The 25,495-nt window shown below is 46.8% G+C and carries 24 protein-coding genes and 1 tRNA gene; 12 read left to right on the top strand and 13 right to left on the bottom strand.

The genetic code is table 11. The features are described 5' to 3' along the window. Window positions 1-10: 10 nt before the first annotated feature. The 10 genes from VX941_04015 to VX941_04060 form a co-directional block, all read right to left on the bottom strand. On the bottom strand, window positions 11-1,033 hold the full coding sequence (locus VX941_04015) for an LLM class flavin-dependent oxidoreductase (GenBank protein MEE2932571.1): 1,023 nt from the start codon (window positions 1,031-1,033) through the stop codon (window positions 11-13). Window positions 1,034-1,044: 11 nt separating this feature from the next. Then, complete coding sequence (locus tag VX941_04020) at window positions 1,045-2,064, bottom strand: LLM class flavin-dependent oxidoreductase (protein ID MEE2932572.1); 1,020 nt, start codon at window positions 2,062-2,064, stop codon at window positions 1,045-1,047. 49 nt (window positions 2,065-2,113) lie between these two features. Further along, window positions 2,114-2,287 carry a hypothetical protein gene (locus VX941_04025; GenBank protein ID MEE2932573.1) on the bottom strand — a complete coding sequence of 58 codons (174 nt, stop codon included), beginning with the start codon at window positions 2,285-2,287 and terminating at the stop codon, window positions 2,114-2,116. Window positions 2,288-2,341: 54 nt separating this feature from the next. Further along, window positions 2,342-2,578 (bottom strand): hypothetical protein, encoded by a 237-nt coding sequence (locus tag VX941_04030; GenBank protein ID MEE2932574.1) that lies wholly within the window; start codon window positions 2,576-2,578, stop codon window positions 2,342-2,344. 39 nt (window positions 2,579-2,617) lie between these two features. After that, the gene (locus tag VX941_04035; protein MEE2932575.1) at window positions 2,618-3,643 is read right to left on the bottom strand and encodes an LLM class flavin-dependent oxidoreductase; all 1,026 of its coding nucleotides are present in this window, start codon (window positions 3,641-3,643) and stop codon (window positions 2,618-2,620) included. Between the two features lie 3 nt (window positions 3,644-3,646). Beyond that, complete coding sequence (locus tag VX941_04040) at window positions 3,647-3,982, bottom strand: DUF962 domain-containing protein (protein ID MEE2932576.1); 336 nt, start codon at window positions 3,980-3,982, stop codon at window positions 3,647-3,649. 86 nt (window positions 3,983-4,068) lie between these two features. Further along, complete coding sequence (locus tag VX941_04045; GenBank protein MEE2932577.1) at window positions 4,069-5,091, bottom strand: NAD-dependent epimerase/dehydratase family protein; 1,023 nt, start codon at window positions 5,089-5,091, stop codon at window positions 4,069-4,071. Between the two features lie 29 nt (window positions 5,092-5,120). Then, window positions 5,121-6,173, bottom strand: a complete 1,053-nt coding sequence (locus VX941_04050; protein ID MEE2932578.1) for an Ldh family oxidoreductase — start codon at window positions 6,171-6,173, stop codon at window positions 5,121-5,123. A 118-nt stretch (window positions 6,174-6,291) separates the two neighbouring features. Further along, window positions 6,292-6,367: transfer RNA gene (locus VX941_04055), tRNA-Ala, on the bottom strand. An 82-nt stretch (window positions 6,368-6,449) separates the two neighbouring features. Continuing rightward, window positions 6,450-6,776, bottom strand: a complete 327-nt coding sequence (locus tag VX941_04060) for a TIGR02300 family protein (protein ID MEE2932579.1) — start codon at window positions 6,774-6,776, stop codon at window positions 6,450-6,452. A 176-nt stretch (window positions 6,777-6,952) separates the two neighbouring features. Here VX941_04060 and aroA point away from each other — a divergent pair, with 176 nt between their 5' ends. From aroA to VX941_04120, 12 genes are all read left to right on the top strand, one after another. Beyond that, on the top strand, window positions 6,953-8,290 hold the full coding sequence (gene aroA / locus VX941_04065; protein MEE2932580.1) for a 3-phosphoshikimate 1-carboxyvinyltransferase: 1,338 nt from the start codon (window positions 6,953-6,955) through the stop codon (window positions 8,288-8,290). After that, entirely contained in the window at window positions 8,287-8,919 is a 633-nt protein-coding gene (gene cmk, locus VX941_04070; protein MEE2932581.1) for a (d)CMP kinase, read from the top strand. Before aroA ends, cmk begins: the two co-directional genes overlap by 4 nt. Before the next feature lie 143 nt (window positions 8,920-9,062). Beyond that, window positions 9,063-10,865: a 30S ribosomal protein S1 gene (gene rpsA, locus VX941_04075; GenBank protein MEE2932582.1), complete on the top strand. Its 1,803-nt coding sequence runs from the start codon at window positions 9,063-9,065 to the stop codon at window positions 10,863-10,865. A 209-nt stretch (window positions 10,866-11,074) separates the two neighbouring features. Beyond that, window positions 11,075-11,353 carry an integration host factor subunit beta gene (ihfB, locus tag VX941_04080; protein MEE2932583.1) on the top strand — a complete coding sequence of 93 codons (279 nt, stop codon included), beginning with the start codon at window positions 11,075-11,077 and terminating at the stop codon, window positions 11,351-11,353. Window positions 11,354-11,432: 79 nt separating this feature from the next. Then, entirely contained in the window at window positions 11,433-11,762 is a 330-nt protein-coding gene (locus VX941_04085) for a hypothetical protein (protein ID MEE2932584.1), read from the top strand. Further along, window positions 11,716-12,882, top strand: a complete 1,167-nt coding sequence (locus VX941_04090; GenBank protein ID MEE2932585.1) for an AGE family epimerase/isomerase — start codon at window positions 11,716-11,718, stop codon at window positions 12,880-12,882. Before VX941_04085 ends, VX941_04090 begins: the two co-directional genes overlap by 47 nt. Window positions 12,883-12,960: 78 nt before the next feature. Further along, window positions 12,961-13,668 carry an orotidine-5'-phosphate decarboxylase gene (pyrF, locus tag VX941_04095; protein MEE2932586.1) on the top strand — a complete coding sequence of 236 codons (708 nt, stop codon included), beginning with the start codon at window positions 12,961-12,963 and terminating at the stop codon, window positions 13,666-13,668. Next, window positions 13,665-14,312, top strand: a complete 648-nt coding sequence (locus tag VX941_04100; GenBank protein MEE2932587.1) for a phosphoribosylanthranilate isomerase — start codon at window positions 13,665-13,667, stop codon at window positions 14,310-14,312. Before pyrF ends, VX941_04100 begins: the two co-directional genes overlap by 4 nt. Window positions 14,313-14,410: 98 nt before the next feature. Beyond that, entirely contained in the window at window positions 14,411-15,628 is a 1,218-nt protein-coding gene (gene trpB, locus VX941_04105; protein ID MEE2932588.1) for a tryptophan synthase subunit beta, read from the top strand. Further along, window positions 15,625-16,446 carry a tryptophan synthase subunit alpha gene (gene trpA, locus VX941_04110; protein ID MEE2932589.1) on the top strand — a complete coding sequence of 274 codons (822 nt, stop codon included), beginning with the start codon at window positions 15,625-15,627 and terminating at the stop codon, window positions 16,444-16,446. The genes trpB and trpA overlap by 4 nt, the downstream gene beginning before the upstream one ends. Continuing rightward, a complete protein-coding gene (accD, locus tag VX941_04115) occupies window positions 16,443-17,336 on the top strand; it encodes an acetyl-CoA carboxylase, carboxyltransferase subunit beta (protein MEE2932590.1) in 894 nt (297 codons plus the stop codon). The genes trpA and accD overlap by 4 nt, the downstream gene beginning before the upstream one ends. Before the next feature lie 12 nt (window positions 17,337-17,348). After that, window positions 17,349-18,641, top strand: coding sequence for a folylpolyglutamate synthase/dihydrofolate synthase family protein (locus tag VX941_04120; GenBank protein MEE2932591.1), 1,293 nt, complete (start codon window positions 17,349-17,351; stop codon window positions 18,639-18,641). Between the two features lie 41 nt (window positions 18,642-18,682). Here the strand turns inward: VX941_04120 and trxA are convergent, their stop codons facing one another. Genes trxA through addB form a run of 3 tightly spaced genes read right to left on the bottom strand, consistent with a single transcriptional unit; the run spans window position 18,683 to window position 25,492 of the window. Beyond that, window positions 18,683-19,006: a thioredoxin TrxA gene (trxA, locus tag VX941_04125; protein ID MEE2932592.1), complete on the bottom strand. Its 324-nt coding sequence runs from the start codon at window positions 19,004-19,006 to the stop codon at window positions 18,683-18,685. A gap of 40 nt (window positions 19,007-19,046) precedes the next feature. Then, window positions 19,047-22,469, bottom strand: coding sequence for a double-strand break repair helicase AddA (gene addA, locus VX941_04130; GenBank protein ID MEE2932593.1), 3,423 nt, complete (start codon window positions 22,467-22,469; stop codon window positions 19,047-19,049). Between the two features lie 38 nt (window positions 22,470-22,507). Beyond that, window positions 22,508-25,492, bottom strand: coding sequence for a double-strand break repair protein AddB (addB, locus tag VX941_04135; GenBank protein ID MEE2932594.1), 2,985 nt, complete (start codon window positions 25,490-25,492; stop codon window positions 22,508-22,510). Window positions 25,493-25,495 lie beyond the last annotated feature (3 nt).

The raw sequence follows: 25,495 nt of genomic DNA on the forward strand, positions 1-25,495 counted from the left end.
TATTCCTCTCCTAAAGTCCTTGCCTCACTTTTGGCATTACATCCTTGGCAAACATTTCGATATTTTCCATGACCATACTGTGCGGCATGCCGGGCCATTGACATGATGTTATAAAATTATTGGTCCCAAGTAACTTACAATAATCTATTATTTCTTCTGAGACTTGATCTGCATTTCCAAAGATGAAACGATTTCGTAACAAGTCATCAAATTCTAGTCCGAGTGTATCACCTTGAGGCATTGGCTTGGACTGACCCCATGCGTGATAAGTTGAATATTTAAGACCCAAATAAGGCCTTACCGCTTCGATAGCAGCCTCGCGAGATTCTGCGATATACACCTCACGCCTTAATGGCCATTCAGCCGGCAATGGTTTTTTATATTTTTCCAAACAACGCTTGTAGAATTCGACCTGTCTACACAACGTGTCTTTTCGATGATGCGCGCTGATATACCAAGCATCACCAATCCGTGCTGCTCGATCTATTGCTACGTCAGCATTTGCACCAATCCAGATAGGGGGATGGGGCTTTTGCACGCAAGGCATAGAGACAGAGGCATTATCGAGCTCAAAATAGTCGCCCTTCATACTTACTCTTTCCTCAGTCCACAAACGTTGAATGGCTTTCAGATTTTGCTCGAACCTCTTAACACCCGTGCCTTTTTTTATGTTGAAAGCCTTATACTCTACATCACGATAACCGAGCGCAGCGCCAAAGACGAGATTCCCACCTGACATTACATCCATAGTTGCAAAATACTCTGCGATTTCAAGTGGCTTATGAAGTGCTAACAAAACAATTCCCGCAATCAAACGCATATCGGGAGCCTCGGCCATTAACCTGCAGAGAAGTGGTAACTGCTGAAATTCGTAAAACGGGTCACTAGAGTAGTGATTGCCCTTTGCAAAGGAATCATAGCCTAACGCATTCAAAAACCGTACCTGCTGGAGAAGTTCCTCAAAACGTGCAGGCATATCTTCAGATCGAGTATACTGGCTTCGCGTCATGTAACCAAACTCGATCTTCCCCATCTTTAATACCCCTAAGCCGCGCGAACCTTAGGCATTACTTCCTCGGCAACGAGTGAGAGTGTGTCAAGCACTTGACCCTGCGGCATGCCTACACCTTGCACACTCATAATAATATGATTGACCCCTAGTTCTTTGTTGTATCTAACATACTCTTCCGCAACTTCATCTGGGTCACCAACTATAAACCTGTCTCTAGCGAGCTCCGCGTATTCTTGAGTTATATCGCGATCCTCTGCTGGCATCGCCTTGTCCTGGCCCCACGTTTTATATGCATCGTACATTCCTTTGATATAAGGCGCAGCCAGTTCTACCGCCTCATCATGAGTGGGAGCGCAAAACACCTCTCGTCGTATTGGAAGCTCTTTCGGAAAAGGTTTGTTATATTTTTCCAATTCTTCTCTATATAGGTCCATTTGACGGAGTAATGTTTCTACTTTCTGATGCGGGTTTAGATACCAGCAATCACCAAGCCGAGCCGCACGTCGAATTGCCACATCGGCGTTCGCCCCGATCCAGATGGGCGGATGTGGATCTTGCTGCAAAGGCACTGAAATTCGTGCCTCATCAAGTTCAAAGGTAGTCCCTTTCATAGAAACCTTTTCATCTGTCCAAAGTCTGCGTACCGCCTCAAGATTTTCCTCAAAACGAGTTACGCCGGTACCCTTTTCTACGCCGAATGCTTTGTATTCGACCTCGCGATATCCCAATGCGCAACCAAATATCATCCGACCTCCACTCATAAGATCCATAGTTGCGAAATAATCTGCGACTTCCATAGGATTATGTAGGGCTAATAGGACAATGCCAGCATTCAGGCGTACGTTCGGTGCCTCTGACATAATGCGGCAAAGAAAGGGTATTTGTGTCATTTCCTGGTGAGGATAGGTTGAAAAGTGCGAACCCTTGGTAATACAGTCATAGCCCAATTTATCGATCAATCGAGCTTGCTCCATCAGCTCATTGAATCGCACTTTCATGTCGTCATCCCAGTCAAAAAGGCCGCGCAGCATTACACCAAATTGCATATCCATTTAACTTCTCCAGTTTATGCGTTTTTAAGGTTGGGCAAGACTTCTTCGCCTAGCATATGAAGGACCTCCAATACTGGCTCTGGGGCATTCCAGCACCCTGCACACTTGCAATAATGTGATTGACGCCCATAGTCTTATGCAAGTCCAGCAACTGTTCACAAACTTCTGCAGGCGAGCCGAGTACGAAACGATCATCTAATAATTCTCCTACCAGATAACACATCGATAGTTGCTGCCAACTCGGCATAGTCTAGCGGTTTATGTAAGGCTAACAAAACTATCCCCATGTTGAGGCGCATTTTTTTGTTTCTGCCATAACTCGAGACAGATACGGGACCATCTGAATATCTTGGAGCGGCCAGCTAGAGTAGTGCATACCTTTCGTGATGCACGAGAAGCCTAGTTTATCAGCTAGGCGTATTTGTTCGAACATTTCCTCGAACCTCAGTTGCATATCGTCTCCATGTGGAAACTGTCCCCGTGTCATCATCAAACCTAATTGAATATCAGCCATCATTCTTCCGTATAAAAGTGAAGCCGCATGAAAAGTACTTTACATACCCTCACGCACTTTTGGGAAAACCTCTTCCGCTAATAACTGGATTGTTTCCATTGCCAAGGATTGCGGCATGCCAGGCCATTGAACACTAAAAACATGATGGTTTATTCCAGTCTCGCGACTGTATTCTATAATTTGTTCCGCCACTTCATCTGGTCCCCCAAGAAAAAAACGATCCTTAATCAAGTCATCAAAATCAACATCGAAATTATTATCCCCTTCCGGCATAACTTTGTCCTGACCCCATGCATGATAGACCTCGTATTTTTTAGCAAGGTAAGGCTTACATAGCCTGATGGCTTCCTCTCGCGAAGCTGCCACAAAACATTCCCGCCGGCCGGGAAACTCTGCAGGAAACGGCTTATCAAACTTTTCAAGTGCCCTCTTATAAACATCGATCTGATTACGAATCGTATCAACACGATTGTGCGGGTTGACATACCAACAATCTCCTATCCGCGCCGCTCTCTCAATGGCAGGATCAGCATTGGCACCGATCCAAACTGGGGGATGCGGTCGCTGGATAGGTTTGACTGAGCAAGAAGCATCAAGTAATTCAAAAAATGTTCCCGCCATAGAAACTGCGTCCTCCGTCCAAAGTCGCTTAATGGCATCCACATTTTCTGTTAATCTCCGCACTATCTCCTTGCGCTTTACCCCGAAAGCAGCGAGCTCGACTTCTCGGTAACCTAAAGCTGCTCCAAAAATAACACGCCCATTTGTCATGACATCTAGTGATGCTAGTTGTTCCGCAATTTCCAATGGCTTATGTAAGGCAAGAAGAATGATGCCAAAGTTATGCCGCAGGTTTTTTGTTTCCGCTGCCATACGTGAATGGAACACCATCTGATTGAAAACCTGCATGGGTGCTGACGAGTAGTGCATACCCTTTGTCAGTGAGGCGAAACCCAGCTTATCGATCAGACGTACTTGCTCCACCATTTCATCAAAGCGTTCCCTCATATCCTGTTCTTGAGGAAACTGACCCCTAATCATTAACCCAAATTGCATATCTGACATAGTCTACCTTTCGTTGATGCCGTGCTTGGCAAGTTCAGCTTGAAGCCTGCCCCTTGCGGCGAGAACAAACATTTTTAGATCGGATAACGCTGCCCAAATAACGTGTGAGCCAACTAATGCTTTGTTGCCTTCGATCAATGGATGGCTCGCAACCGCAATACCATAACCCAAAAAGATTCCCAGCAGTACAAGCCACCAAACTCCAAAAACCAATGACCCCAAAGCACAGCCTATTCCGACAACGGTTGCAACGTAGTGACAAAACCGTGTTGCTGGTTTCTGATGCGCCCGCAAATAAATTGGCCAAAATTCTTCAAATGATTTGTACTCTTGGGACATAAACGGCCTTCGTAAACAAAAAAGCTAATTGCGACTAAACCTGTGGGTTGCACACACTAAAGCATGGAATGCAACATCGCAAAATATTACATCGATAATTTAGGCATTACGCGACGCGCATAGCCTGCATCTAGAAGCCAGATGACCTCATCACGCAAGGATTCGATGACTGGCCTTTGTGGAATGCCGAGCTCTTTGATTGCCTTCGAGCTGTCTAATGCAGCCTCGGTGCTTGCAAGTCTAACACCGGTGACTGGCGCAGAAGGTGCTCGTCGGGTTATCCAATTAGAGATGTTTTCATCCAAAAATGCTACGCCTAAGGCCAGCCAATAAGGGATCCGACGCTTCGGCATCTCCAGACCAGTGATTTCTTCTAAAAGCTTCAAGACAGCACTCAAACGGATATTTTCGTTTCCTAGAATATAGCGCTCTCCCACCCGCCCTTTTTCAGCCGCAAGGATATGTCCTCGCGCTATATCACGAACATCATTAATGTTAAGCAGACATTCTAGGTATGCCGGGTGGCGGCCGTTCAAGAAACCCAAAAGCATACGAGTTGGTGGAGTGATCTTATAATCTCCTGGACCAATGGGCAGTGTGGGATTTACAATCACAACGGGCTGTCCATCGTGTGCAGCTTCACGGGCTGCTTGCTCCGCAAAGAATTTGGACCGGCAATATGGCCCCGGCATATCTCCCGGAACACGTTCGATAGTCTCGTCGATAACTAAGCCAGGATCCGGTTTGCGCCCTATCAAAATTGACTCTGTTGAAGTAAATATAATTTTTTCAAGATTAAACCGGGCCGCAGCTTGCAAGACAATTTCAGTGCCATGGAAATTTATCTCTGCAAAATGAGACCTGTTTGGTGCCCAGAGATTTGGGTCGCCGGCAACATGGTACAGGATATCGATGCCAACAAGTGCTCTTCTCACACAGTCTTCATCTATTATAGAACCTTGTAGAATCTCAACTTCGTTTGCAAAATAACTGCCCGGTGCGATATCAAGCACCCGCACCCGACAACCATCCGCCAATAACTGTTCTACCAAATGGCGGCCTATAAACCCTGCTCCGCCAGTGACCAGACAAGCTTTCTGGCTTGCCATGATTTATGCCCCTAAAGAAAACGGGAAAATTAATCTAATCCCAATTCTTTGGCACATCCGAATTCGATTGCAAGCGCAGTCAATTTTTCCCACGTCGCATCCTCAACGAAAATTCCATCTTTCAACTTTTTCTCTGCCTTCAGGTGCTCAGGTTCTCCAGGATAATAGACACGATCGTACCCCGGCTGAGGAGGTGTAGTGTTTAAGTAGTGCGCAAATTCAGTAACTTCATTTTTGAAGGTCTCAAGATCCCGAAACGCAGCAACGTTAAAACAGGCCATAAAGACACCGTCATTGTGACGGCCAGAGGGATCAATCCCGAAACCTAGTCCTGGCAATACTCCGGACATCAACTCAATCATGGCAGAAAGCGCATAACCTTTATAACCCTCAGCTCCCCCAAGCGGAAGAATAGCCCCGCCTGCTCGCTGCTTGGCAGGATCAGTGGTTGGGTTTCCATCGCTATCGATAAGCCAACCCTCAGGAACCTGTTCGCCGCGGCTCAAAGCCACTTCTAATTTGCCCGACGCCCCTGCGCTAGTTGCAAAATCAAAAAAGAACGGCCCATCCAAATTTGACGGCATGGCTATGCAAAGCGGGTTAGTTCCAAGCCTTGTCTCACGTCCGCCAAATGGCGCTACAGCTTTATTCGAACGACCTGAGTCCGCCGTCATAATACTGATCATGCCTTCTTTAATCGCCATCAAAGGATAATCTGTCAGCCGACCTACGTGGCTCTGTTGGTATACAGTTGTCGCAGCTACACCGCATTTTTTGGCCTTAGCTATCGTAATTTCCATTGCGCGTTCTGATACAACGTATCCAAACCCCCAATTTCCATTTATGTGGGTGGTACCATCGGTTTCACGCTCAATCACAAATGGCGCACCCGGGACAATATGTCCGTCTTTAACACGTTGAATGTAGGTTGGAATCTTAATTATACCGTGAGAGTCATGGCCAGCTAAGTTGGAGTCAATAGAATGCCGAGCAACAATATTTGCTTCTTTTTCACTTGCTCCAGCACCTTTCAGCAAAGCTATTTCAATCTCCAAAAGACGATCGGCTGCTTCAACAGGCATGGTTCCCTCCCAAAAAAATCAAACCAACAAAAACTATTCTACAGGCAAAAAAGTCAGTGAGTATCTAATCCATTTTACTCATCGACTGTCACGGCTTTTTATCTGTATCACCTGATAGTGGTGGAGCCGGACGGAATCGAACCGACGACCTCTACAATGCCATTGTAGCGCTCTCCCAACTGAGCTACGGCCCCATTTTCACCACAACTTCCTCAGTTGCCTTGACAATGAAGTCTTACAAGAAGATAAGCATCAAAAGCAAAGAAAAGTTATGCTTTACGTGTCATCTTTCTTGTCGTCCCCAACGGTATCTACCACGCCCACCAGCTCTTCGTCGCCGCCAAGATCACTGGCATCTTCTAACACTGTGTCATCATTGGTGTCATCATCCTCTAGTTCTGCGTCGTCGGTGTCTTTCGTTTTGTCGTCCAAATTAGGCTTGGAATCTGTAGGTGCAGACTTTGACCGCTTGAGGCGCGTCAATTGTTCAGGCTCAAAACTCGACTCACATTTTGGACAAGTGATCGGCACATTATTCAGATCATAAAATGCTGCCCCGCAACTTGGACAAAAGCGTTTAATTCCCCATTCAGGTTTCGCCACGTCACTCTCCATTCTTTTTACAATAAAGGTGGGGGCCACTTGCCACGATCAGAGCTTGGGGGCAAGGGTAAATTTTACAGATAAAATACCCCAAAAACTATCAAGATTAGCCTATTCCATGCTAGAGACTGAATTCAAGACGCTTTTTATATTTTCTTAACTATAACATAATAACTATGAATTCTCTGATTTCTAAACCAGTCGACACCCTTAGCGGCATCTCCATAATGCCTGGAGACAAATCAATATCGCATCGTGCTGTTCTGTTTAGCGCGCTTGCTGCAGGCAAAAGCGAGATCCATGACCTTCTTGAGGGAGACGACGTAAAGCACACAGCATCTGCGATTGCAGATTTAGGCTGCCATGTTGAGCCACAAAGTGGTGGCCGATGGATTGTTTCTGGCCGCGGTATCGACGGTTTGAGCCCTTCGAATAAAGTGCTCGATATGGGCAACTCAGGAACCGCTGCACGTCTATTATTAGGTGTCCTTGCAGGTTACGATTTCACTACTTTTCTGACGGGCGATAAATCACTTTGCAAACGACCAATGGATAGAGTCACCGTCCCACTATCCCAGATGGGAGCAACTTTCACAACATCGGCGGGACGCCTTCCGATAGCAATCGTCGGTGCTAAAAGACTCATGCCCTTGGAATATAATCTTCCTATGGCATCAGCCCAGGTTAAATCGGCTATCTTACTCGCAGGCTTACACGCCCCTGGTGAAACAACAGTGATAGAACCGGAACCAACGCGAGACCACACGGAGCGAATGCTTCGCCACTTTGGCGGTACATTCTCCGTGAGTCCCCATAAAAATGGGGGAAATTCAATTACGATAAAAGGCCAACCAGAGCTTGTGCCAGCAAAAATATCTATCCCGGGAGATTTCAGCTCAGCAGCTTTTCCAATCGTAGGGGCGCTGATATTGCCGGGCTCGAAAGTAAAACTGCCCAGGATCGGCGTTAATCAAGGCCGCATAGGCCTTTTGACCACGCTAAACGAAATGGGTGCGAGGATAGATTCCTCAAATAAACATGAAAACGGGCCTGAGCCAATCGCTGACTTAACCATTCGACATAGTGAACTACACGGAGTTAATGTGCCAGCTGAAAGGGCTCCTTCTATGATCGATGAATTTCCTATACTTGCGATCGCTGCTGCTTGCGCCGAAGGACCAACCACGATGCATGGGCTGAAGGAGCTGCGGGTTAAGGAAAGTGACCGTCTAACGGCAATAATTGATGGCCTAGTGGCGTCAGGCATTCAAGCAACATCAACAAAAGATACCCTTACGATCCAGGGCGTTAATGGACGTCCTCAAGGGGGAAATAGAAATGCCATAAAAACGCATTTTGATCACCGTATCGCGATGAGCTTTTTGATATTAGGCATGTGTTCACAAAAACCAATCGTGATCGATGACGGTCGCTCCATAAATACAAGTTTTCCAAATTTCATCGAAATAATAAACCAAATAGGCGGAAATATTTCCGATTTGGAAAACCAATGATTATAGCAATAGATGGCCCTGCGGGCTCCGGCAAGGGCACGCTAGCGCGAGGTTTAGCTAATGCTCTCAATTACGCACATCTCGACACCGGGAAGCTATATCGATGCGTTGGGTTAGCAGTTTTATCCAGGGGTAAGGACCCCGAAGATGTAGATGCTGCACTACAAGAAGCCAAAAACATAGACCTGCAAAATATTGATAACATTGACATTATGGGCGATGTTGCGGCCGGTGCAGCTTCCAAAGTTGCTCGTTTTCAAGAAGTGCGTGATGAGCTTCTTAAACTCCAAAAAGACTTCGCAAACAGTCCTCCGAGAGGCTGCCAAGGTGCAGTAATTGATGGCAGAGATATTGGAACTGTGGTTTGCGCTGATGCAGATTTCAAGTTTTTCATCACGGCGTCAGCTGAGGTGCGGGCGGAACGTCGTCATAAGGAGTTGCTTGCGCGCGGCGAGCCCAGTATATATGCGCGCGTCCTGGATGATATGGTGGCACGAGACAAAAGTGACAAAACGCGATCGATTGCGCCACTCAGACCTGCCAGCGACGCAAAAGTGATTGATACATCAGAGCTCGATGCCGATACAGTATTGGCGACCGCACTGAGAACAATTAAAGCGGGTGGATAAATTATCACCCAGAATGGAGATCTTGGTTGGCAGTTAAGGGGTATCTTCCGTTAACTGGCAACGCTAAAAATATGTTATTAAGCGTCGGTCAAATAACCCGGCATTGAGTTATCAAAAAAAGCCAGAGAGGATTATCGGATATCATGCCTGCAGTCGCAGCCGAAAAAGAAAGTTTTGAAGCCCTTTTAAACGAATCCCTAGGTGCATCAGACGGCCTAGAGGGAAGTGTAATCAAAGGGCTAGTAATAGCACTAGAGAATGACTTCGTCGTCGTAGATGCTGGACTTAAGTCCGAGGGACGCGTCCCACTCAAGGAATTTAGCGCGCCAGGCCAACCGGTGGAAATCACGGTTGGTGATACCGTTGAGGTTTACCTCGAACGCATGGAAAATAAAAACGGCGAAGCGGTTCTTTCCCGTGAAAAGGCCCGCCGCGAGGAAGCATGGAGTGAATTAGAGAAAGCCTTCGAACGGAACGAGCGCGTTGATGGTGTTATATTCGGCCGAGTTAAAGGGGGATTTACAGTGGACCTGCAGGGTGCGGTTGCGTTTTTACCCGGCAGTCAGGTTGATATCCGTCCCGTTCGGGATGTTGCGCCCTTGATGGGCAAAGTACAACCGTTTCAAATTCTTAAAATGGACCGTAGTCGCGGTAACATCGTGGTCTCACGCAGGGCGGTTCTAGAAGAAAGTCGAGCGGAGCAACGCAGCGAACTAATTGAAAATCTAGAAGAGGGGCAAAATCTAAAGGGTGTAGTAAAAAATATTACCGATTACGGTGCATTTATCGATCTCGGTGGTGTTGACGGACTGCTGCATGTCACTGACATTGCATGGCGACGGATAAATCATCCCTCTGAGGCGTTAAATGTAGGTGAAACGATTGATGTGCAGGTAATTCGTTTCAACACAGAAACTCAGCGCATTAGCCTTGGAATGAAGCAACTTGAAGCTGACCCCTGGGATGGCGTTGATGCAAAATACCCACTCGAGGCTCTTTTCACTGGTCGGGTAACGAATATCACTGACTACGGTGCCTTCGTTGAACTTGAACCCGGAATTGAAGGACTTGTACATGTGTCGGAGATGAGCTGGACTAAAAAGAATATACATCCCGGGAAAATTGTCTCAACCAGCCAAGAGGTTGAAGTTATGGTCCTAGATGTTGATCCCAATAAACGTCGAATAAGCTTGGGCCTAAAACAATGCATTGACAATCCTTGGGCAAGTTTTGCAACAAAAAATCCCACAGGAACCATAATTGAGGGCGAAATAAAAAATATTACCGAATTTGGTTTATTTGTGGGCCTTCCAGGCGAGATTGATGGAATGGTCCACCTTTCCGATATTGATTGGGAAAAAGCTGGCGAGGCTGCAATAGCCGACTTTCAGAAGGGTGACCAAATAAAAGCAAAGGTACTTGATATTGATACCGAAAAGGAGCGCATAAGTCTTGGAATAAAGCAACTAAACGAAGATCCTTTTGCTGCAGGACTTTCAGAGCTCAAACGCGGCACTATCGTGACCTGCACAATCACCAAGGTCCAAGATAATGGCGTTGAAGTCCGAGTTAATGACGGGATAACGGGTTTCATTCGCAGAGCCGACTTATCTCGAGATCGCGGGGAACAACGACCTGATCGTTTTGCCGAAGGTGAGAAAATTGATGCCAAGATCACTAATATCGAGAAAGCCAGTCGCAAAGTAACATTGTCCATTAAGGCCAAAGAAGTCGAAGAGGAAAAAGAGGCCATGGCTGAATACGGCAGCTCTGATGCCGGCGCCTCACTTGGTGATATCCTTGGAGCGGCATTAAAGTCGAAAGAAGAGGCGTCCGTAGAACCAGAAACTTCCGTTGAACAAAACAGTGCTGATGATCCAAATTCAGATGACGAAGACAAACCAGAAGAAGCGTCTCAATCGCCTGAAATAGAGGAGAAGAGTTAACAACTTATCAGAAATATCGATTTTTATTAAAGGAGTACCCCAAGCAAAAAGGCTTACCACTGGTTAATTTCCGACGGGTTTGTTGCTGCGCAAGGCTTGACGCGGTGCAGACGGTCTGGCACGGTTAATTTAGTCTAGAGTTCTTTTGAGGCATAATTTTTGCTCAGGAAATTACACAAGTGCGTGCTTGTGTTGGGGGGGGTTGGCAAATGACGAAATCGCAATTAATTCAAAGGATGGCAGAACTTAACCCGCATCTCTACCAGCGTGATGTAGAGCGAATAGTGTCAACAATCTTTGATGAGATATCGGAAGCCCTGGCACAAGGTAATAGGGTCGAGTTGCGTGGTTTCGGAGCATTTTCCGTAAAACATCGTGATGCACGCCAAGGCCGTAATCCTCGCACAGGTGAGGCGGTGCAGGTTGAAAAAAAAGCAGTACCTTTTTTCAAAACCGGCAAGAAACTGCGCGAGATGTTAAACCAATAACACAGATAGGTTCTTAATCGTGGGGTTGCCGTAAGGGCAGGCAATGCAGATTTTAAAGTGGTTTGTTGGATCGTGCTTCATGGTCGTTTGCGTGGTTTTCGCAATTTCTAACCGTGGTGAAATCGCTTTACAGTTCTGGCCCTTTCAACAATCATTGTCTACTCAAGTTGGGATTATAATTTTATTGCCAACCTTCGCAGCTTTTTTATTAGGCTGCGTTTGGATGTCCGTTGGTAAAGCTGTCCTTTGGCGACGTGCTCGAGATGCAGAGAAACGAGTCGAACGCCTTCAGGCCGCACTGGAAGAAATGGAAGCACTTTTGATCAAGGACAGCGCAGAAATTGTACCTGGGGCTCCGGAAGATGGAACGGCGCCCAAGTCTAAACTTGCTACATTACCACCCCGCTAATATGCCTCAGCAATTCAACAAAGCAGCTACTCGCTTCGTAAGTTGGTATTTCGACCGTACACTTCCTATTTGGAGCAAACGGATAATCGACACAGCCGGCGGTGGGTTTCATGAAGCTTTAAATAGTAGGCTCACTGGAACTAGCATGAATGGTAAACGCATCATGGTGCAAGCACGCCTATGTTTCACATTTGCTCATGCCAGCTGTCTAGGGAGAGGTGCAAAATATCTACCTCTAGCAAAAAAAGGACTGGAGTTCTTAATATCAAACGCACAGAACCCGGAGGGTGGATGGCGACACAGACTCGCGCCCGATGGGGCGCCATTTGTCAATCATCAAGAATTATACGATCACGCCTTTATAATTTTTGCTGCCGCCTGGCTTCATCGAGCGGGGATAAAGGAGGCCCGAGAAGTGGCAATGTCGACGCAGAACTTTCTCGATGCCGAGATGTCTCACCCGGAAGGTGGTTTTGTTGAAGCGCTCAAAAGTAACCCTGGACCAAGACGGCAAAACCCACATATGCATCTTCTTGAAGCATATCTAGCTTGGTCGCAATTTTCTGAAGAGAGAATTTGGCGTGATAAAGCGGCTGAAATGATTGACTTATTTGAGCGCGCTTTCATTGTTGACGGAACTTTACGAGAATATTTCACCGATGATTGGCGCCCTGTCCCTGGTCACGTTGGATACATTACCGAACCAGGGCACCACTTTGAGTGGATTTGGCTGCTGCACCAATTTGCAAAAATTGATGGCAATTTATCTCCAAGAGCCGCCGAACTTTTTGATTTCGTAAATTGCTTTGGGGTTGACCCTTCAACGGGTGGAATATTTGACGAAGTTGCCGCCGACGGCGCTCTTTTAATCACAAAGCGCAGGCTGTGGCCGCAAACCGAAGCAATCAAAGCCTACCATGCCTGCCACGTTGCGGGCAGCCAAAACACAAGTTCAAGGTTAGACGCTATTTTGGAAAGTATTTGGCTGCAGCATCTTAAAGGCGAAATGGTTGGTGGTTGGCGAGAACACCTTGGACAAAGCGGAGAAACAATCCGATCCGATAACCCGGGATCGAGCCTTTACCATCTTGCCATGGCTGCGGCAGAACTCTCTCATTGAAATATTTTATCCTCTTGACTGATATGATCCTGAAATAAGAGTATTTACCTCCGAAATCCATAACAACTGAGCCGTGATATGCTAAACCCAATATTCGTTGCTATTGACACGCCAGACTTGGGTGCCGCTCGCAAGCTAGCAAATAATCTAAGCGGACACATCGGAGGAATAAAGGTTGGCCTAGAGTTCTTCTGTGCGAACGGTGTAGCTGGCGTGTTGGAGTTAACCCAGCTAGGAATGCCAATATTCCTTGATTTGAAGTTTCATGACATTCCCAACACCGTAGCAGGCGCTTTGCGCGGCGCGATGACAGCGCATCCGTCAATTTTAAATGTGCATGCCACGGGGGGAGAGGAAATGATGAAAACAGCTGTTGCGACGGTGGAGGAGTATGCTGTCAAGATGAGTTGCAGGAAACCCTTATTGATTGCGGTCACAATGCTTACCAGTCTCGATAGTGCAGACCTGCGCATTCTGGGTTCATCTGATACACCACAAAAACACGTCACCCGTCTTGCAAAACTCTCTCAGGACTGCGGGCTTGATGGTGTGGTATGCTCAGCTCTAGAAATAAATGCCGTCCGTCAAGTTTGTGGGAATTCGTTTAAACTCATAGTGCCCGGGATCCGGCTCGAAGATAATGAAATGGGAGACCAAAAACGAACATTAACAGCTAAACAGGCTATAGAAAACGGTGCTGATTACATAGTAATAGGACGCCCAATTACCTCTGCTGAAGACCCTATTGCTGCTGTAAGAGCCATAAATTCGACTTTATCGATATGACTACCGCAAAAATCTGTGGACTTAATGATGCCGTATCCATGTCTGCAGCTCTCAATGGGGGAGCTAGTCATGTTGGCTTGGTTTTTTATGAAAAGAGCCCCCGGGCAGTCAAAGCGGCTAACGCCGCGTCACTTTGCATGCTAGCGCGTAATCGGGCCACACGTGTAGGGTTATTTGTTAATCCTACTGATGATTATCTCGATATGATACTAAATGATGTAGAGCTTGATCTTATTCAACTTCACGGGTCAGAAACGCCGGATAGGGTTGCAAAAATAGCATCTAAAACCAAAAAGTCTGTGATGAAAGTCATTCCTGTCGCTGAAAGAAAGGATGTCAAAAATGCAGAGTCTTATTTCGAGGTTGCCGATTGGCTACTTTTTGATACGAAGCCACCTGACACGCTCGAAAACGCCTTGCCTGGGGGAAATGCAATAACATTTGACTGGAAGTTATTAAGCGGAAACATATTGCCTCTCCCATGGATGCTTGCCGGTGGATTAACGGCAAACAATGTTGCTGATGCAATCAGGATAACTCGCGCTCCGGTTGTAGATACATCATCAGGTGCCGAGGACCATCCCGGTGTGAAAAATCCTCATAAAATTCGAAGCTTCTTAAAAGAAGTAGAGAATTGCAAATAGTTCTAAACACCACTGGTAAAAGTGGACTTCGCACTTATGGTGCTGTATTACGCCGGGTTCGCGGGCACCCGATTCTGAACCGAAGTTAGTGAGATTGGATGACAATGGCAGAACTTAATAGTCTACGAGCCGGCCCTGATGAGAAGGGCCATTTTGGTATTTTTGGTGGAAGGTACGTCGCTGAGACGTTAATGCCTTTAATATTAGCTGTTGAATCAGCATACAATCAAGCGAGAGAAGACCCCACTTTTCAGTCCGAATTAAACGATTTACTATGCCATTATGCTGGACGGCCTAGTCCTCTTTACTATGCACAGAGGCTGACCGAGCACTTTGGTGGAGCAAAGATTTATTTTAAACGTGACGAGCTCAATCATACCGGGTCTCATAAGATTAACAATTGCCTTGGGCAAATACTATTAGCCAAAAAGATGGGGAAAAAGCGTATAATCGCTGAGACCGGTGCCGGACAACATGGTGTTGCTGTAGCCACAGTAGCTGCTCTCTTTGATCTTCCTTGCGTTATTTACATGGGAGCCACTGACGTTGAGCGTCAGCAACCCAATGTATTCCGAATGAAGTTATTAGGGGCAGAGATCATGCCAGTGAATAGCGGGAGCAAAACACTTAAAGACGCCATGAATGATGCTCTTCGTGATTGGGTCTCCAACGTGGATGACACCTTTTATATCATTGGAACTGTGGCAGGACCCCACCCATACCCCACTATGGTCCGCGATTTTCAGTCAATTATCGGCAATGAAACACGTGAGCAAATGCTTGCAGCCGAGGATAAATTGCCCGATACACTTGTAGCATGCATAGGTGGTGGCTCGAATTCTATTGGGCTTTTCCACCCATTCCTCGATGAACCCTCAGTAGCAATGCACGGAGTTGAGGCTGCAGGGAAAGGAATCGAGACCGGAGCACATGCCGCCTCACTAAGTGGCGGGCGCCCGGGGGTCCTTCATGGGAACCGCACTTATCTTCTGCAGGATGGCGATGGTCAAATTGCTGATGCTCACTCCATATCAGCTGGTCTAGATTATCCGGGAATCGGGCCAGAACATGCTTGGCTAAAGGATATCGAAAGAATAGATTATTTTTCTGCTACCGATAAAGAAGCACTTGAGGCTTTTAGGCTTTGTGCAGAACTCGAAGGTATTATCCCTGCACTCGAACCAGCTCATGCACTAGCGCATACTGGAAAAATCGCACATAAACTTTCTAAAGATCACGTAATCTGCATGAATATGTGCGGTCGGGGCGATAAGGATATATTTACAGTAGCCAAACTGTTAGGCGTTGATTTATGACAGGACGTATAGAAAAACGCTTCCAGGCCTTAAAGAGAGACGGGCGCCCGGGCCTTGTAACTTTCGTCACTGCTGGTGATCCAAATGTTGAAACCTCACTCAATATAATACAAAAATTGCCTGCTGCGGGGTCCGATATAATTGAAATTGGCATGCCATTCTCAGACCCCATGGCGGATGGTCCTGCAATACAGGCTTCTTCACAACGCGCCCTTGCATCGGGGATGACTTTGGAAGCTACTATAGATCTTGTCCAAACCTTCCGGACAGGAGACAGCGAAACGCCCGTTGTGTTGATGGGCTATTACAATCCTATATACTCCTTCGGGGTTGAGAGGTTTCTCGAGGAAATAAAAATAGCGGGTGTTGATGGCATTATTATCGTTGACCTTCCACCAGAGGAAGACCGTGAACTCTGCATTCCTGCTCGAAAAGCTGGATTGGACTGGATTAGACTCGCTACTCCTACCACTGATGATGAAAGATTGCCAGCGGTGCTCTCAAATGCAAGTGGGTTTATTTACTACGTCGCAATAATGGGTATAACTGGCACAAAATCAGCCAACCAAGAAGAGGTTCGAGCAGGTGTCGCTCGACTTCGCAACCATACCGATCTGCCTATAAGCGTTGGTTTTGGAATCAAAAACCCGGAAAGTGCTCGGGCCATCGGAGATACTGCAGATGCTGTTGTGGTGGGTTCAGCTATTGTTGATATTATTTCTGCAAACCTCAGCATAGAGGGCAAACCAATGCCAAAGTTAGTGGAATACGTGCTCGAATTTGTGGAAAAACTATCTCGCGGTATACGACAAAAATGAATTGGCTCACAAATTTCGTACGACCAAAACTCAAACAACTTGTCAAGCGAGATGTGCCAGATAATTTTTGGCGAAAGTGTCCTAGTTGCGAGTACATGATTTTTCATCGTGACCTGGAGGCCAATCTTTCGGTGTGTCAAAAATGTGGTCACCATTTGCGCCTTAATTCTAAGCAGCGTCTGAAGATGCTTTTCGATGATGGCAAATACCGCCGGGTCGAGTTGCCAAATGTTCCGCTCGATCCCTTAAAGTTTCGTGACCAAAAACGCTACACAGATCGATTGAAGGAGGCTCGTAACAAGACGGAAGAAGAGGATGCTTTAGTTGTAGCTCGAGGTGAGATGAATGGCCTTCCGGTCGTAACAGCGGTTCTTAACTTTGATTTTATGGGAGGTTCTATGGGGGCCGCTGTCGGCACCGGGCTCATAACAGCGGCACGATTAGCCGTAGCTGAAAAAACACCGCTGATTGCAGTAACCGCTTCCGGTGGCGCTCGCATGCAAGAGGGCGCGATTTCGTTGATGCAAATGCCTCGCACTGTTATTGCAGTTAGAGAAGTGAAGGAAGCAGGGCTCCCCTATATTGTTGTTTTAGCTGATCCAACAACCGGTGGTGTGACGGCAAGTTTCGCCATGCTTGGAGATATCCATATTGCTGAAAAGGGTGCTTTGATCGGTTTTGCCGGTACACGTGTAATCGAACAAACCGTTCGTGAAACTTTGCCCGATGGTTTTCAGCGTGCTGAATACCTCCTTCAACACGGCATGGTCGATATTGTTGCCGACCGCAGTGATCTTCGCGACACACTAATCCGGATAATATCTTTGCTAATGCAACCTAATCGATTAGATCATGGAGTGCCTGCCTCTAATACACTTCGTTCTATTTAGCTGGACAAAAAAATGACCGTGGAACACGAGTTAAATAATGTCCTTGGCCGGCTTCAAGAGCTTCACCCCAAACAAATAGACCTTTCACTTGGCCGAATACAAAACCTTTTGGCACGCCTGGGGTCTCCGCAGAACACCTTACCCCCAGTAATCCATATTGCTGGTACTAATGGGAAAGGTTCAACTATTGCTTTTCTGAGGGCTATTTTTGAGGCAGCTGGACTGCGCGTACACGTATATACATCACCCCACCTAGTAGATTTTATGGAGCGAATCGTCCTAGCTGGTGAAGTTATCAGCGGGGATAACCTAAATCAGGTTCTTGCTGATTGCGAACGAGCGAATGACGGGGAGGCTATTACATTCTTCGAAATCACCACTGCCGCAGCTTTTCTTGCTTTTGCAAGTGTTCCCGCCGATATTGTTATTCTTGAGACTGGACTTGGCGGAAGGCTTGACGCGACCAACATTATAGAGAAGCCAGCTTTGACCGCAATTACGCCCATCAGCATGGATCACATGCATTTTCTTGGCAATAGCTTGGGCAAGATCGCTGCCGAAAAAGCTGCTATACAGAAACAGGGTGTCCCTTCGGTGGTAGCATCGCAACAAAAAGTTGCTCAGGAAGTTTTAGTGGCCCACGCTCGCGAAGTTGGAACAGATATCTTCCTTTACGGGCGTGATTGGCAAGTCGCAACGGATACCGGTGACTTTGTATACCGATCATCAAAGAGGAACCTAAAATTGCCCAAACCGTCGTTATACGGTGCCCACCAAGTGATTAACGCAGGCTGCGCGATAGCATGCTTAGAGAAATTAGGCACGACACATATAACCGAGAAAGCCATACGGAATGGCCTCAAAAATACTATATGGCCAGGTCGGTTAGAACGATTGAGGGAGGGGCGTTTAGTGGCCAGTTTACCTAAGGATTGGGAAATTTGGCTTGATGGAGGACACAACGCAGGCGCTGGCGAGGCACTCGGGCAAACCTTATCGGATTGGAACGAAAAGCCAACGCACCTGGTCGTTGGCATGTTGGAGACAAAACAGATCCATGATTTCCTTGCACCTCTCGCTCCTCAGACTAAAAGTATGCATATGATAGAGATTCCTGACGAACCAAAAACTGCAAAAGCATCTTCTCTAGCATCTGTAGCGCATGCACTTGGGGTTCGCACCGCAATATCAAAAAACGTCCACGCTGCAATATCAGATATAATTGCTAAGGAGAAAATAGCATCCAGAATATTAGTATGTGGGTCTCTATATCTATTAGGTCACGTCTACAAACTTAATAATTAAGAATACATTTTTGAGGGATTGCACTGACCATTATTACAAAATCACACAGATTCCTTTATCCACTGTATAATTTGGCCTTTTGGCAACGCTCCTACTTTCGTTGAGGCACATTCACCATTCTTAAAAATCATAAGTGTTGGAATTCCTCTCACTCCCAGATCCGAGGGTGTTACAGGATTATCGTCTATATTCAACTTAAAGATGGTGATCTCTTCGCCCATTTCCGTTGCAACTTCCTCCAAAATCGGAGTAATCATTTTGCAAGGACCACACCATTCTGCCCAAAAATCTACTAAAACCGGCCCGGCTGCCTTCAAAACATTAGACTCAAATTCCTCGTCGTTTACCGCTGCGATGTCAGCCATAGAACTTACCTTTCAAAATAACGGCCTTGGAGGCTATAACTTAAGGACCAGCCATAAAGGAATCAAGCTGTTCGTCATTCAGCCACATAAGACATGGGCTTTCGGTCCACAAAAGAGCACACTTAACTGACCGGCCTGCCCAGATAGCTTGCAAAAGTGCTCGGTAAGCTGCCATTTGTCGCATGTAAGCTACAGGGACGTTCTCCTCAGCCTTGGGCGGCATCCTAAGTGTTTTATAGTCAACCGCCAGCACTTCATTATCCAACACAACAAGGCGATCAATCTGCCCCGAAATTACTTGAGTGCCGGCTTTCATATCCACCGTACCTATCAAAGGAACTTCTGCCTTTGATTGTGAAGTGAACAACTTAGAAAATTGAGGATCCTCAAGAATACCTATTACAGTTCCACCAATTTCTGTCCTTTCGTGCTCACGCAAATCTAGGCTTTTTCGCGACAGGAAACGCTCAATGGCCATCGGCCGATATTTGGGGAGCACGTTTGGTAAAAACTGTAACATCCGGTGAACAAGCGTACCACGCTGAAACCGGTCGCCTGATTTTGGAGCAAGCGGTGAGGTGGCAGGTGGATCTTCTACTAATCTTGATGGGACTATGGGTTTTTGGGGCATAGCTTCTTTAAGAGCTTCCCGACCAATCCAAGATGGTAATTCCATTAGTTCATCGTGTCCGATGGCGGTATCAGTGATCTTCACATCACAGCGCTGTTCTGTCTGAAGACGAAGCCCTTGTCCATGCCATCCATCTATTGCTTCAGCCCTGAAATCAAACTCTTCAGCTTCAGCAAGGCCTGAAAGACCATCACGTATAAGCGAATACCAACAATCATCGGCCAACTTATTTCCGGTGCTACTGTAACCACAAATATACAGCCTGTCTTCAGCTCTGGTCATTGCTACATAGAGCAGCCGTCTCTGCTCACGATCTCTTGCCTCACGCCATGCATTTCTAAGGTTCCGACTTTGCAAGGGCTCGAGTGATCTTTCGGGTGACCACAAAGGTAATGATCCGCACCACAGAATATCATCAGTCTTTTGAGGTTTTGCAATAGTATCTGGCAATATGACAATCGGTGCCTGAAGACCTTTTGCACCATGTGCTGTCATGACGCGAACCTCATCTACATTGCCTTGCTCCAAATCTCGCTTGGTCTCTACCTCTCCTGCATCCATCCAATGCAAAAACCCCTCCAACGAAGGAGAGTGATCTTTTTCGTAACTTATTGCGTGATTGAGAAATTCATCTATTGGGTCCTCACATTCTGGGCCCAACCGACGAAGCATCGCCTCTCTTCCACTTCCACCTGCTGGCACTTCTGCAGATAACAAAGAGCCAAAAAGCTCATATGGACGCTCTAGATCAGCTCTCGCCAATAATGAAGTTAGCCAATCGGCAACAATACGTAATGGACTACTCCTACCACCACATTTCGACAGTGATTCCCACAAGCTACTCGAGCCACGGTTATGAGCAAGGCGATATAGGTCACATTCTTTAATACCAATCAGAGGCGATTTTAAAATCACAGCAAGGTTTAAGTCATCGTCTGGCAATAGAAGAAACCTGCCCAGCGCTATTAGGTCCATCACAGCCAATTGTTCGCCAAGCTGCACCCGGTCAACGCCAGCAACAGGCACATCTCTCGCCTTGAGCTCCGCCACAATTTCCTCCATAAACCCACCTCGCGTACGCAGGAGAATCATGAAATCCCCAGCTCGAATAGGGCGACCACGAGACAGTAGATTTTCACTCCCAATCAATGATGAGATCTTAGCCGCTACCGCTATTGCTAGTTTTCGGGATGGGTTATCATCAGAAACTCTTTCTAATGGGGGAGACCATGTAGGAATTGGATCAGTAGGTTCAGGACCCAACGGTGGCCATAACTCAACAAGTCCTGCGTCACCCCGCCTAAATGCCTCGTGTGTAAGGGGTTTTTCTCCCTCAACTACGCCCTTCCTAGCAATATCGCGCGAAAACACCGCATCTACCGCAGCTAATACTGCATCTACCGAACGAAAAGAAACTGACAGGTCTATGTCTTCCCATGCTCGCTGAGCTTCATGAGCCCGTGTTGCAAAAATGTCGCGATATCTCCCGAACTGCTCTGGCTCAGCGCCCTGGAAACCAAAAATTGATTGTTTTACATCACCAACCGCAAATAAGGTGCGTATTTCTGTGCTCACCCCTTCTCCTGAAAAAAATTCCTCCACCAGCGCTTCTACTATTTGCCATTGTACAGAATTTGTATCTTGTGCTTCGTCGATCAGGATATGCTCAATTCCGCCATCGAGCTTAAAGAGCACCCATGGAGCGATACCAGCTCGAGTCAAGAGAGAGCGCGCAACATATATTAAGTCGTTATAATCGAGCCTTACCAACCTCCTTTTTAATCGGTCATACTCTTCAAGAAGAGCAGCGCCTATGCGCAACAGGGAAGCAGTGCACGTAGCCGTTTCGACCGCCGCTAGGCGCTCATGCACCATCAATAACCTCTCTCCCTCCGATTTGAGTATTTCTTCAAGTCCCGGGTCAGCTTTTTGCACAGTCTTAGTCAATATTTTTGACCTTACTGTCCCGGCCTTTACCCGAATGAAGATTTCGAGAAAATCATTAAAATTGGCTATTCTCTTTTCATTACTCCCTGAACACCACCGAGATAATATTTGACCCTTTTTCTTATCTGTCTTCGTTCCCTTTAAAAGTGCACCGACGGCCCGAATGAGTATTTCGTCATCAACCTGTTCTAAGACCTCGGCTCTGACAGATGCTACTGTTTCTCCTTTTTTGACCTCAAGAAACTTGTAAATGTGGTCGATAGATTTTTGGACCCCGCCTTTCTGAAGGATACCATGAGCTAGCCTTCCACGATTTTTAATTACCTCTGCCATAAGGTCATCAAATTTCTTCTCGTGCACGTGCTGGGTTAGATGCAGAAGACATTGATTCATAACTACATCACTATCTGCAGCGACTAAAATATTATCGCGTGCACGCCTACGTAGCTCTACAGCACTTCTCTGTTCCTCCATAATCTCGAAATGGGGTGGTATTCCGGACTCGAACGGAAAGCGCGCTATCAGTGATTGACAGAAACTATGGATGGTTTGAATATTTAATCCCCCGGCTAAATCAAGTACCTGAGCAAAAAGACATTGGGCACGCTTCACCTCCCGAGACGTTGGCACCCTTTCGAGAATTTGTTCCAAAGTTTCTAATAGCGTAGGAACGCTCATAGTTGCCCATTCAGCTAAACGCTCATTCACACGATTGGCCATTTCTGCAGCAGCTGCCTTAGTGAAGGTCAAACACAAGATACGCTCAGGTGAAGTGCCCCCAAGCAACAGGGTCAGCACACGGTCGGTCAGGACTTTTGTTTTCCCGCTACCGGCGCTGGCCGTTAACCAAATGCTTTTTTTTGGATTTGCCGCTCGACGCTGCAAAGCGTCTGGTCTGGAATCCCCTGGTTTAGGATTTACGTTTATTTTTTAATACCTCCCGACCACTCAAGTATGCGCTCTAGGTGCTCATAATCATTATATTGTGGCTTGCGGCTTGAAATTGGAATTGCTTCGTAGGCGGTCGCAGGGTCAGAAAATTTTTCAATCAACATCTGAATCCCACCGAGAGCTTCCTCAGTCAATGTTTCCAAATTATCGAAAGATGTAACCGTTCCTGCCGGATCACCTCCCCCAAGCTTCCAATAATGAAAAGCGGCAACCCTCAAACTATCCTGCCCCTTTAATCCTTCAAATCCATCTTTATTAGCGATAAGCGCCTCTAATGACAGTTGGGGAGACAGTCCATTTTGGACCTGTTTTTTTGTCGGAGTACTGCCAGTCTTATAATCAATGATCTCAAGCCTCCCATCAGCAAGCTGATCTATTCGATCCGCACGTGCTGTTAATTCAAAAGGGCCATTTCTCGTTTCCAATGTTATTGAGCCTTGTATTTCGGTAAATGATTTTATTACCGAATTTACACGCGCCCTCTCATGTTCGACAAACCACCCCGCGATGCGGCAAAAGCGCGGCCACCAAAATGCGTACACTGAAGGTCTCATTGGATGTTCACTAAAAACTTCCTCGCCGATTTTTAATAATACCTGTAAATCATCGGGAGGGGCTCCATCCGAGAAGTGGCTTATATAACGGTCAAGAATGGCATGGATTATCATTCCGTTTTGAGAGGCTCCCGGGTCAGCTTCAAGTGGTTCCAACTTCTTCAAATCGATAATATGACGCGCATAGATTCCATAAGGATCACGCATTAAAGTGTCTATCTGTGTAACCGACAATTTTTTGGGCCTGGCAGAAGTAGGTGGTCTAGGTGCTGGGGGACCTTCAGGCTTTATAAATCGTGGCCTATCGAGCATTGCTTGCCATTGTGTCCAATAGTCCGGCGCCATCAGGCCCCTGTCGTTACCCGCGGCACAGAGTACGGAATTTAACCTGCTTAGCCAACGGGTAGGCACCGTCGGAGTACCATCAACTTTTCTAGATCGGGTTAAAAATACCTCAGGGGCCGCTAACAGTTGGGTGAAATCGTGTGCTGAGAGTCCTATGCGTTGTTCAGCGGCTGGCAACCCAAATGAGCGGCGCATAGGACGACTGAGCCACGGATCCGGCTTTACTTCAAGCGGCCAATTTCCCTCATTCAGACCAGCAATAACAATGCAATCTGCTTTTTGCAACCGAGCCTCCAATGGTCCCCAAACATTTAATCTCGGATGCATCCCATAACGCGGTCTCACAATCGTGCGACTCATTAGAATATTTAAGACTGCGGGATAGTGATTGAGCGAGAGGTCGGAAAATACACTTGCAGACACCCGTAAGTCGGAGAAGAAGCTCGCTAATGATTCGCCGTTTTGTCCAGCCCAAAGTCGTTCGGCGCCAGCCTCATCTGTAGTCTGGGCTAACGCCTCTGCGACTTTAATGTGAGACTCCACCAGCGTACTAAATGGTATTCTTCCATCTCCAAGAGCACTCATAGGACGACACCGAATATCCAACTCATCCAAAATATGCGCCAACAAGCTTTTATTTGAATCATCTAAGGACTTGCTCTCAGTAGCATCTAGCAATGATCGAATACCTTTAATCCCCGGTGCGGGCCGACTTCCTCTCAAAATAATACGGTCCATCAGACGCATTCCTGACCGGAAGCCGACCACCGTAAAACCACCAGCAGCCAGTGGATGTTTTCCAAGACTAAGTAGTGCTACTGGCCCAAATTTGTCTGCTACCATTTCAGCTACCAGGCGCATGTATATTGCTGGAAAAGTATCGGCTAAGGGAACACCAGCAGAATCATCAATATTAATTTTCCAACGTTTGAGTTCCATGGCTACGCGACGCGCCAGACGGCGATCGCCAGTCACTAGTGCAGCTGTTCTACCTTCTACCTCGAGTTGTTTTCGCAATATAAGAGCAATAACACCCGCCTCCTCGGCCTCGTTGGAGCATTCGATGAGATTCAATCCCTCTGTTTGGAGGGGACCAGATTTTTCTAAACCCTGCCAAACCGCGGTCATTGGTGCGGGACGCATTGCTTCTAAAATCAAACGAGACCTCTGCTCGCAAGTATTGTGTTGACCCCAAACTTCTACATCCTCTCTCTTTACGTCGAGGCGTTTTAGTAACCTCGCCATCCCAAACTGCGGATGTGTGGGATCTTTTGAAATAGCCGCCCAATTTTCTTCATCGCTTAAAAGGTCTAATCCAGGCAGAATAACACGGCCCTGAGGCATCCTTGCAACCAACGCTAACAAATCAGCAGTTGCAGGTATGCTGCCGGTAGAACCGGCAGCTATAACAGGCCCAGCCGGCGGGTTGCCAGTCCATTGTTTAACTCTTGCATCGAGTAACCTGTTGCGCCGTTCAGCCGGTTCTAGGAAACCCAAGCGTTCAACCTCTGATGGCCAATTTTCTGTAAAATCGCGCAGGAAACTCAAAGTCTCCTGCCAATGCATAGCAAGATCATCTGGCACAAGGGAATCTAAACCAGCGAAGTCAAGCCGTTCCGTTTGAACCATATCAAGAAAACGCGCTAACTCTATGGCCAGCAAAAGTGCTTGGTCTGGCGGGGACACATGCGTAGACACCTCGGGCAAGCATTTTCTATAACTTTGTATGCGCTTTGCCAGGGACAAGATACGATAGCTATCAGGCATAGCGGGGGCAAGTTCCGCAATATCAATCCCTGCAATACTATCAAAAGCCAGTTCTTCTTCATCAGTATCACCGATTGGCTGCATAACAGGTAGGGCTGTTGGTGCCCCTTCACAAATTTGTAAGAATGAATCCTGCAAGGCTCTGCACGCACGACGAGTGGGCAATAAGACAATTGTCTCCGCAAAGCGACTCGGGTCTCCTTCCCTTTCGATTATCATCCGGGAAGCCAAACTGTCTAAAAAAGAGCGCTCAGCCGGGATTGTAAAGATCGAAGTTTTATACATGAACATTTA

The organism is Pseudomonadota bacterium, from assembly GCA_036339585.1.
In the GTDB taxonomy this organism is placed as follows: Bacteria; Pseudomonadota; Alphaproteobacteria; order UBA8366; family UBA8366; genus UBA8366.

What these genes read in the sequence shown, in the direction of transcription:
- accD (MEE2932590.1), top strand. Translation starts at nt 16,443, where the DNA reads ATGAATTGGCTCACAAATTTCGTACGACCAAAACTCAAACAACTTGTC.
- rpsA (MEE2932582.1), top strand. Translation starts at nt 9,063, where the DNA reads ATGCCTGCAGTCGCAGCCGAAAAAGAAAGTTTTGAAGCCCTTTTAAAC.
- trpA (MEE2932589.1), top strand. Translation starts at nt 15,625, where the DNA reads ATGACAGGACGTATAGAAAAACGCTTCCAGGCCTTAAAGAGAGACGGG.
- VX941_04020 (MEE2932572.1), bottom strand. Translation starts at nt 2,064, where the DNA reads ATGGATATGCAATTTGGTGTAATGCTGCGCGGCCTTTTTGACTGGGAT.
- aroA (MEE2932580.1), top strand. Translation starts at nt 6,953, where the DNA reads ATGAATTCTCTGATTTCTAAACCAGTCGACACCCTTAGCGGCATCTCC.
- ihfB (MEE2932583.1), top strand. Translation starts at nt 11,075, where the DNA reads ATGACGAAATCGCAATTAATTCAAAGGATGGCAGAACTTAACCCGCAT.
- VX941_04015 (MEE2932571.1), bottom strand. Translation starts at nt 1,033, where the DNA reads ATGGGGAAGATCGAGTTTGGTTACATGACGCGAAGCCAGTATACTCGA.
- VX941_04050 (MEE2932578.1), bottom strand. Translation starts at nt 6,173, where the DNA reads ATGCCTGTTGAAGCAGCCGATCGTCTTTTGGAGATTGAAATAGCTTTG.
- VX941_04035 (MEE2932575.1), bottom strand. Translation starts at nt 3,643, where the DNA reads ATGTCAGATATGCAATTTGGGTTAATGATTAGGGGTCAGTTTCCTCAA.
- VX941_04090 (MEE2932585.1), top strand. Translation starts at nt 11,716, where the DNA reads ATGGAACGGCGCCCAAGTCTAAACTTGCTACATTACCACCCCGCTAAT.
- VX941_04040 (MEE2932576.1), bottom strand. Translation starts at nt 3,982, where the DNA reads ATGTCCCAAGAGTACAAATCATTTGAAGAATTTTGGCCAATTTATTTG.
- VX941_04045 (MEE2932577.1), bottom strand. Translation starts at nt 5,091, where the DNA reads ATGGCAAGCCAGAAAGCTTGTCTGGTCACTGGCGGAGCAGGGTTTATA.
- VX941_04085 (MEE2932584.1), top strand. Translation starts at nt 11,433, where the DNA reads ATGGTCGTTTGCGTGGTTTTCGCAATTTCTAACCGTGGTGAAATCGCT.
- VX941_04025 (MEE2932573.1), bottom strand. Translation starts at nt 2,287, where the DNA reads ATGTGTTATCTGGTAGGAGAATTATTAGATGATCGTTTCGTACTCGGC.
- pyrF (MEE2932586.1), top strand. Translation starts at nt 12,961, where the DNA reads ATGCTAAACCCAATATTCGTTGCTATTGACACGCCAGACTTGGGTGCC.
- trpB (MEE2932588.1), top strand. Translation starts at nt 14,411, where the DNA reads ATGACAATGGCAGAACTTAATAGTCTACGAGCCGGCCCTGATGAGAAG.
- cmk (MEE2932581.1), top strand. Translation starts at nt 8,287, where the DNA reads ATGATTATAGCAATAGATGGCCCTGCGGGCTCCGGCAAGGGCACGCTA.
- addB (MEE2932594.1), bottom strand. Translation starts at nt 25,492, where the DNA reads ATGTTCATGTATAAAACTTCGATCTTTACAATCCCGGCTGAGCGCTCT.
- VX941_04120 (MEE2932591.1), top strand. Translation starts at nt 17,349, where the DNA reads ATGACCGTGGAACACGAGTTAAATAATGTCCTTGGCCGGCTTCAAGAG.
- VX941_04100 (MEE2932587.1), top strand. Translation starts at nt 13,665, where the DNA reads ATGACTACCGCAAAAATCTGTGGACTTAATGATGCCGTATCCATGTCT.
- VX941_04030 (MEE2932574.1), bottom strand. Translation starts at nt 2,578, where the DNA reads ATGGCTGATATTCAATTAGGTTTGATGATGACACGGGGACAGTTTCCA.
- trxA (MEE2932592.1), bottom strand. Translation starts at nt 19,006, where the DNA reads ATGGCTGACATCGCAGCGGTAAACGACGAGGAATTTGAGTCTAATGTT.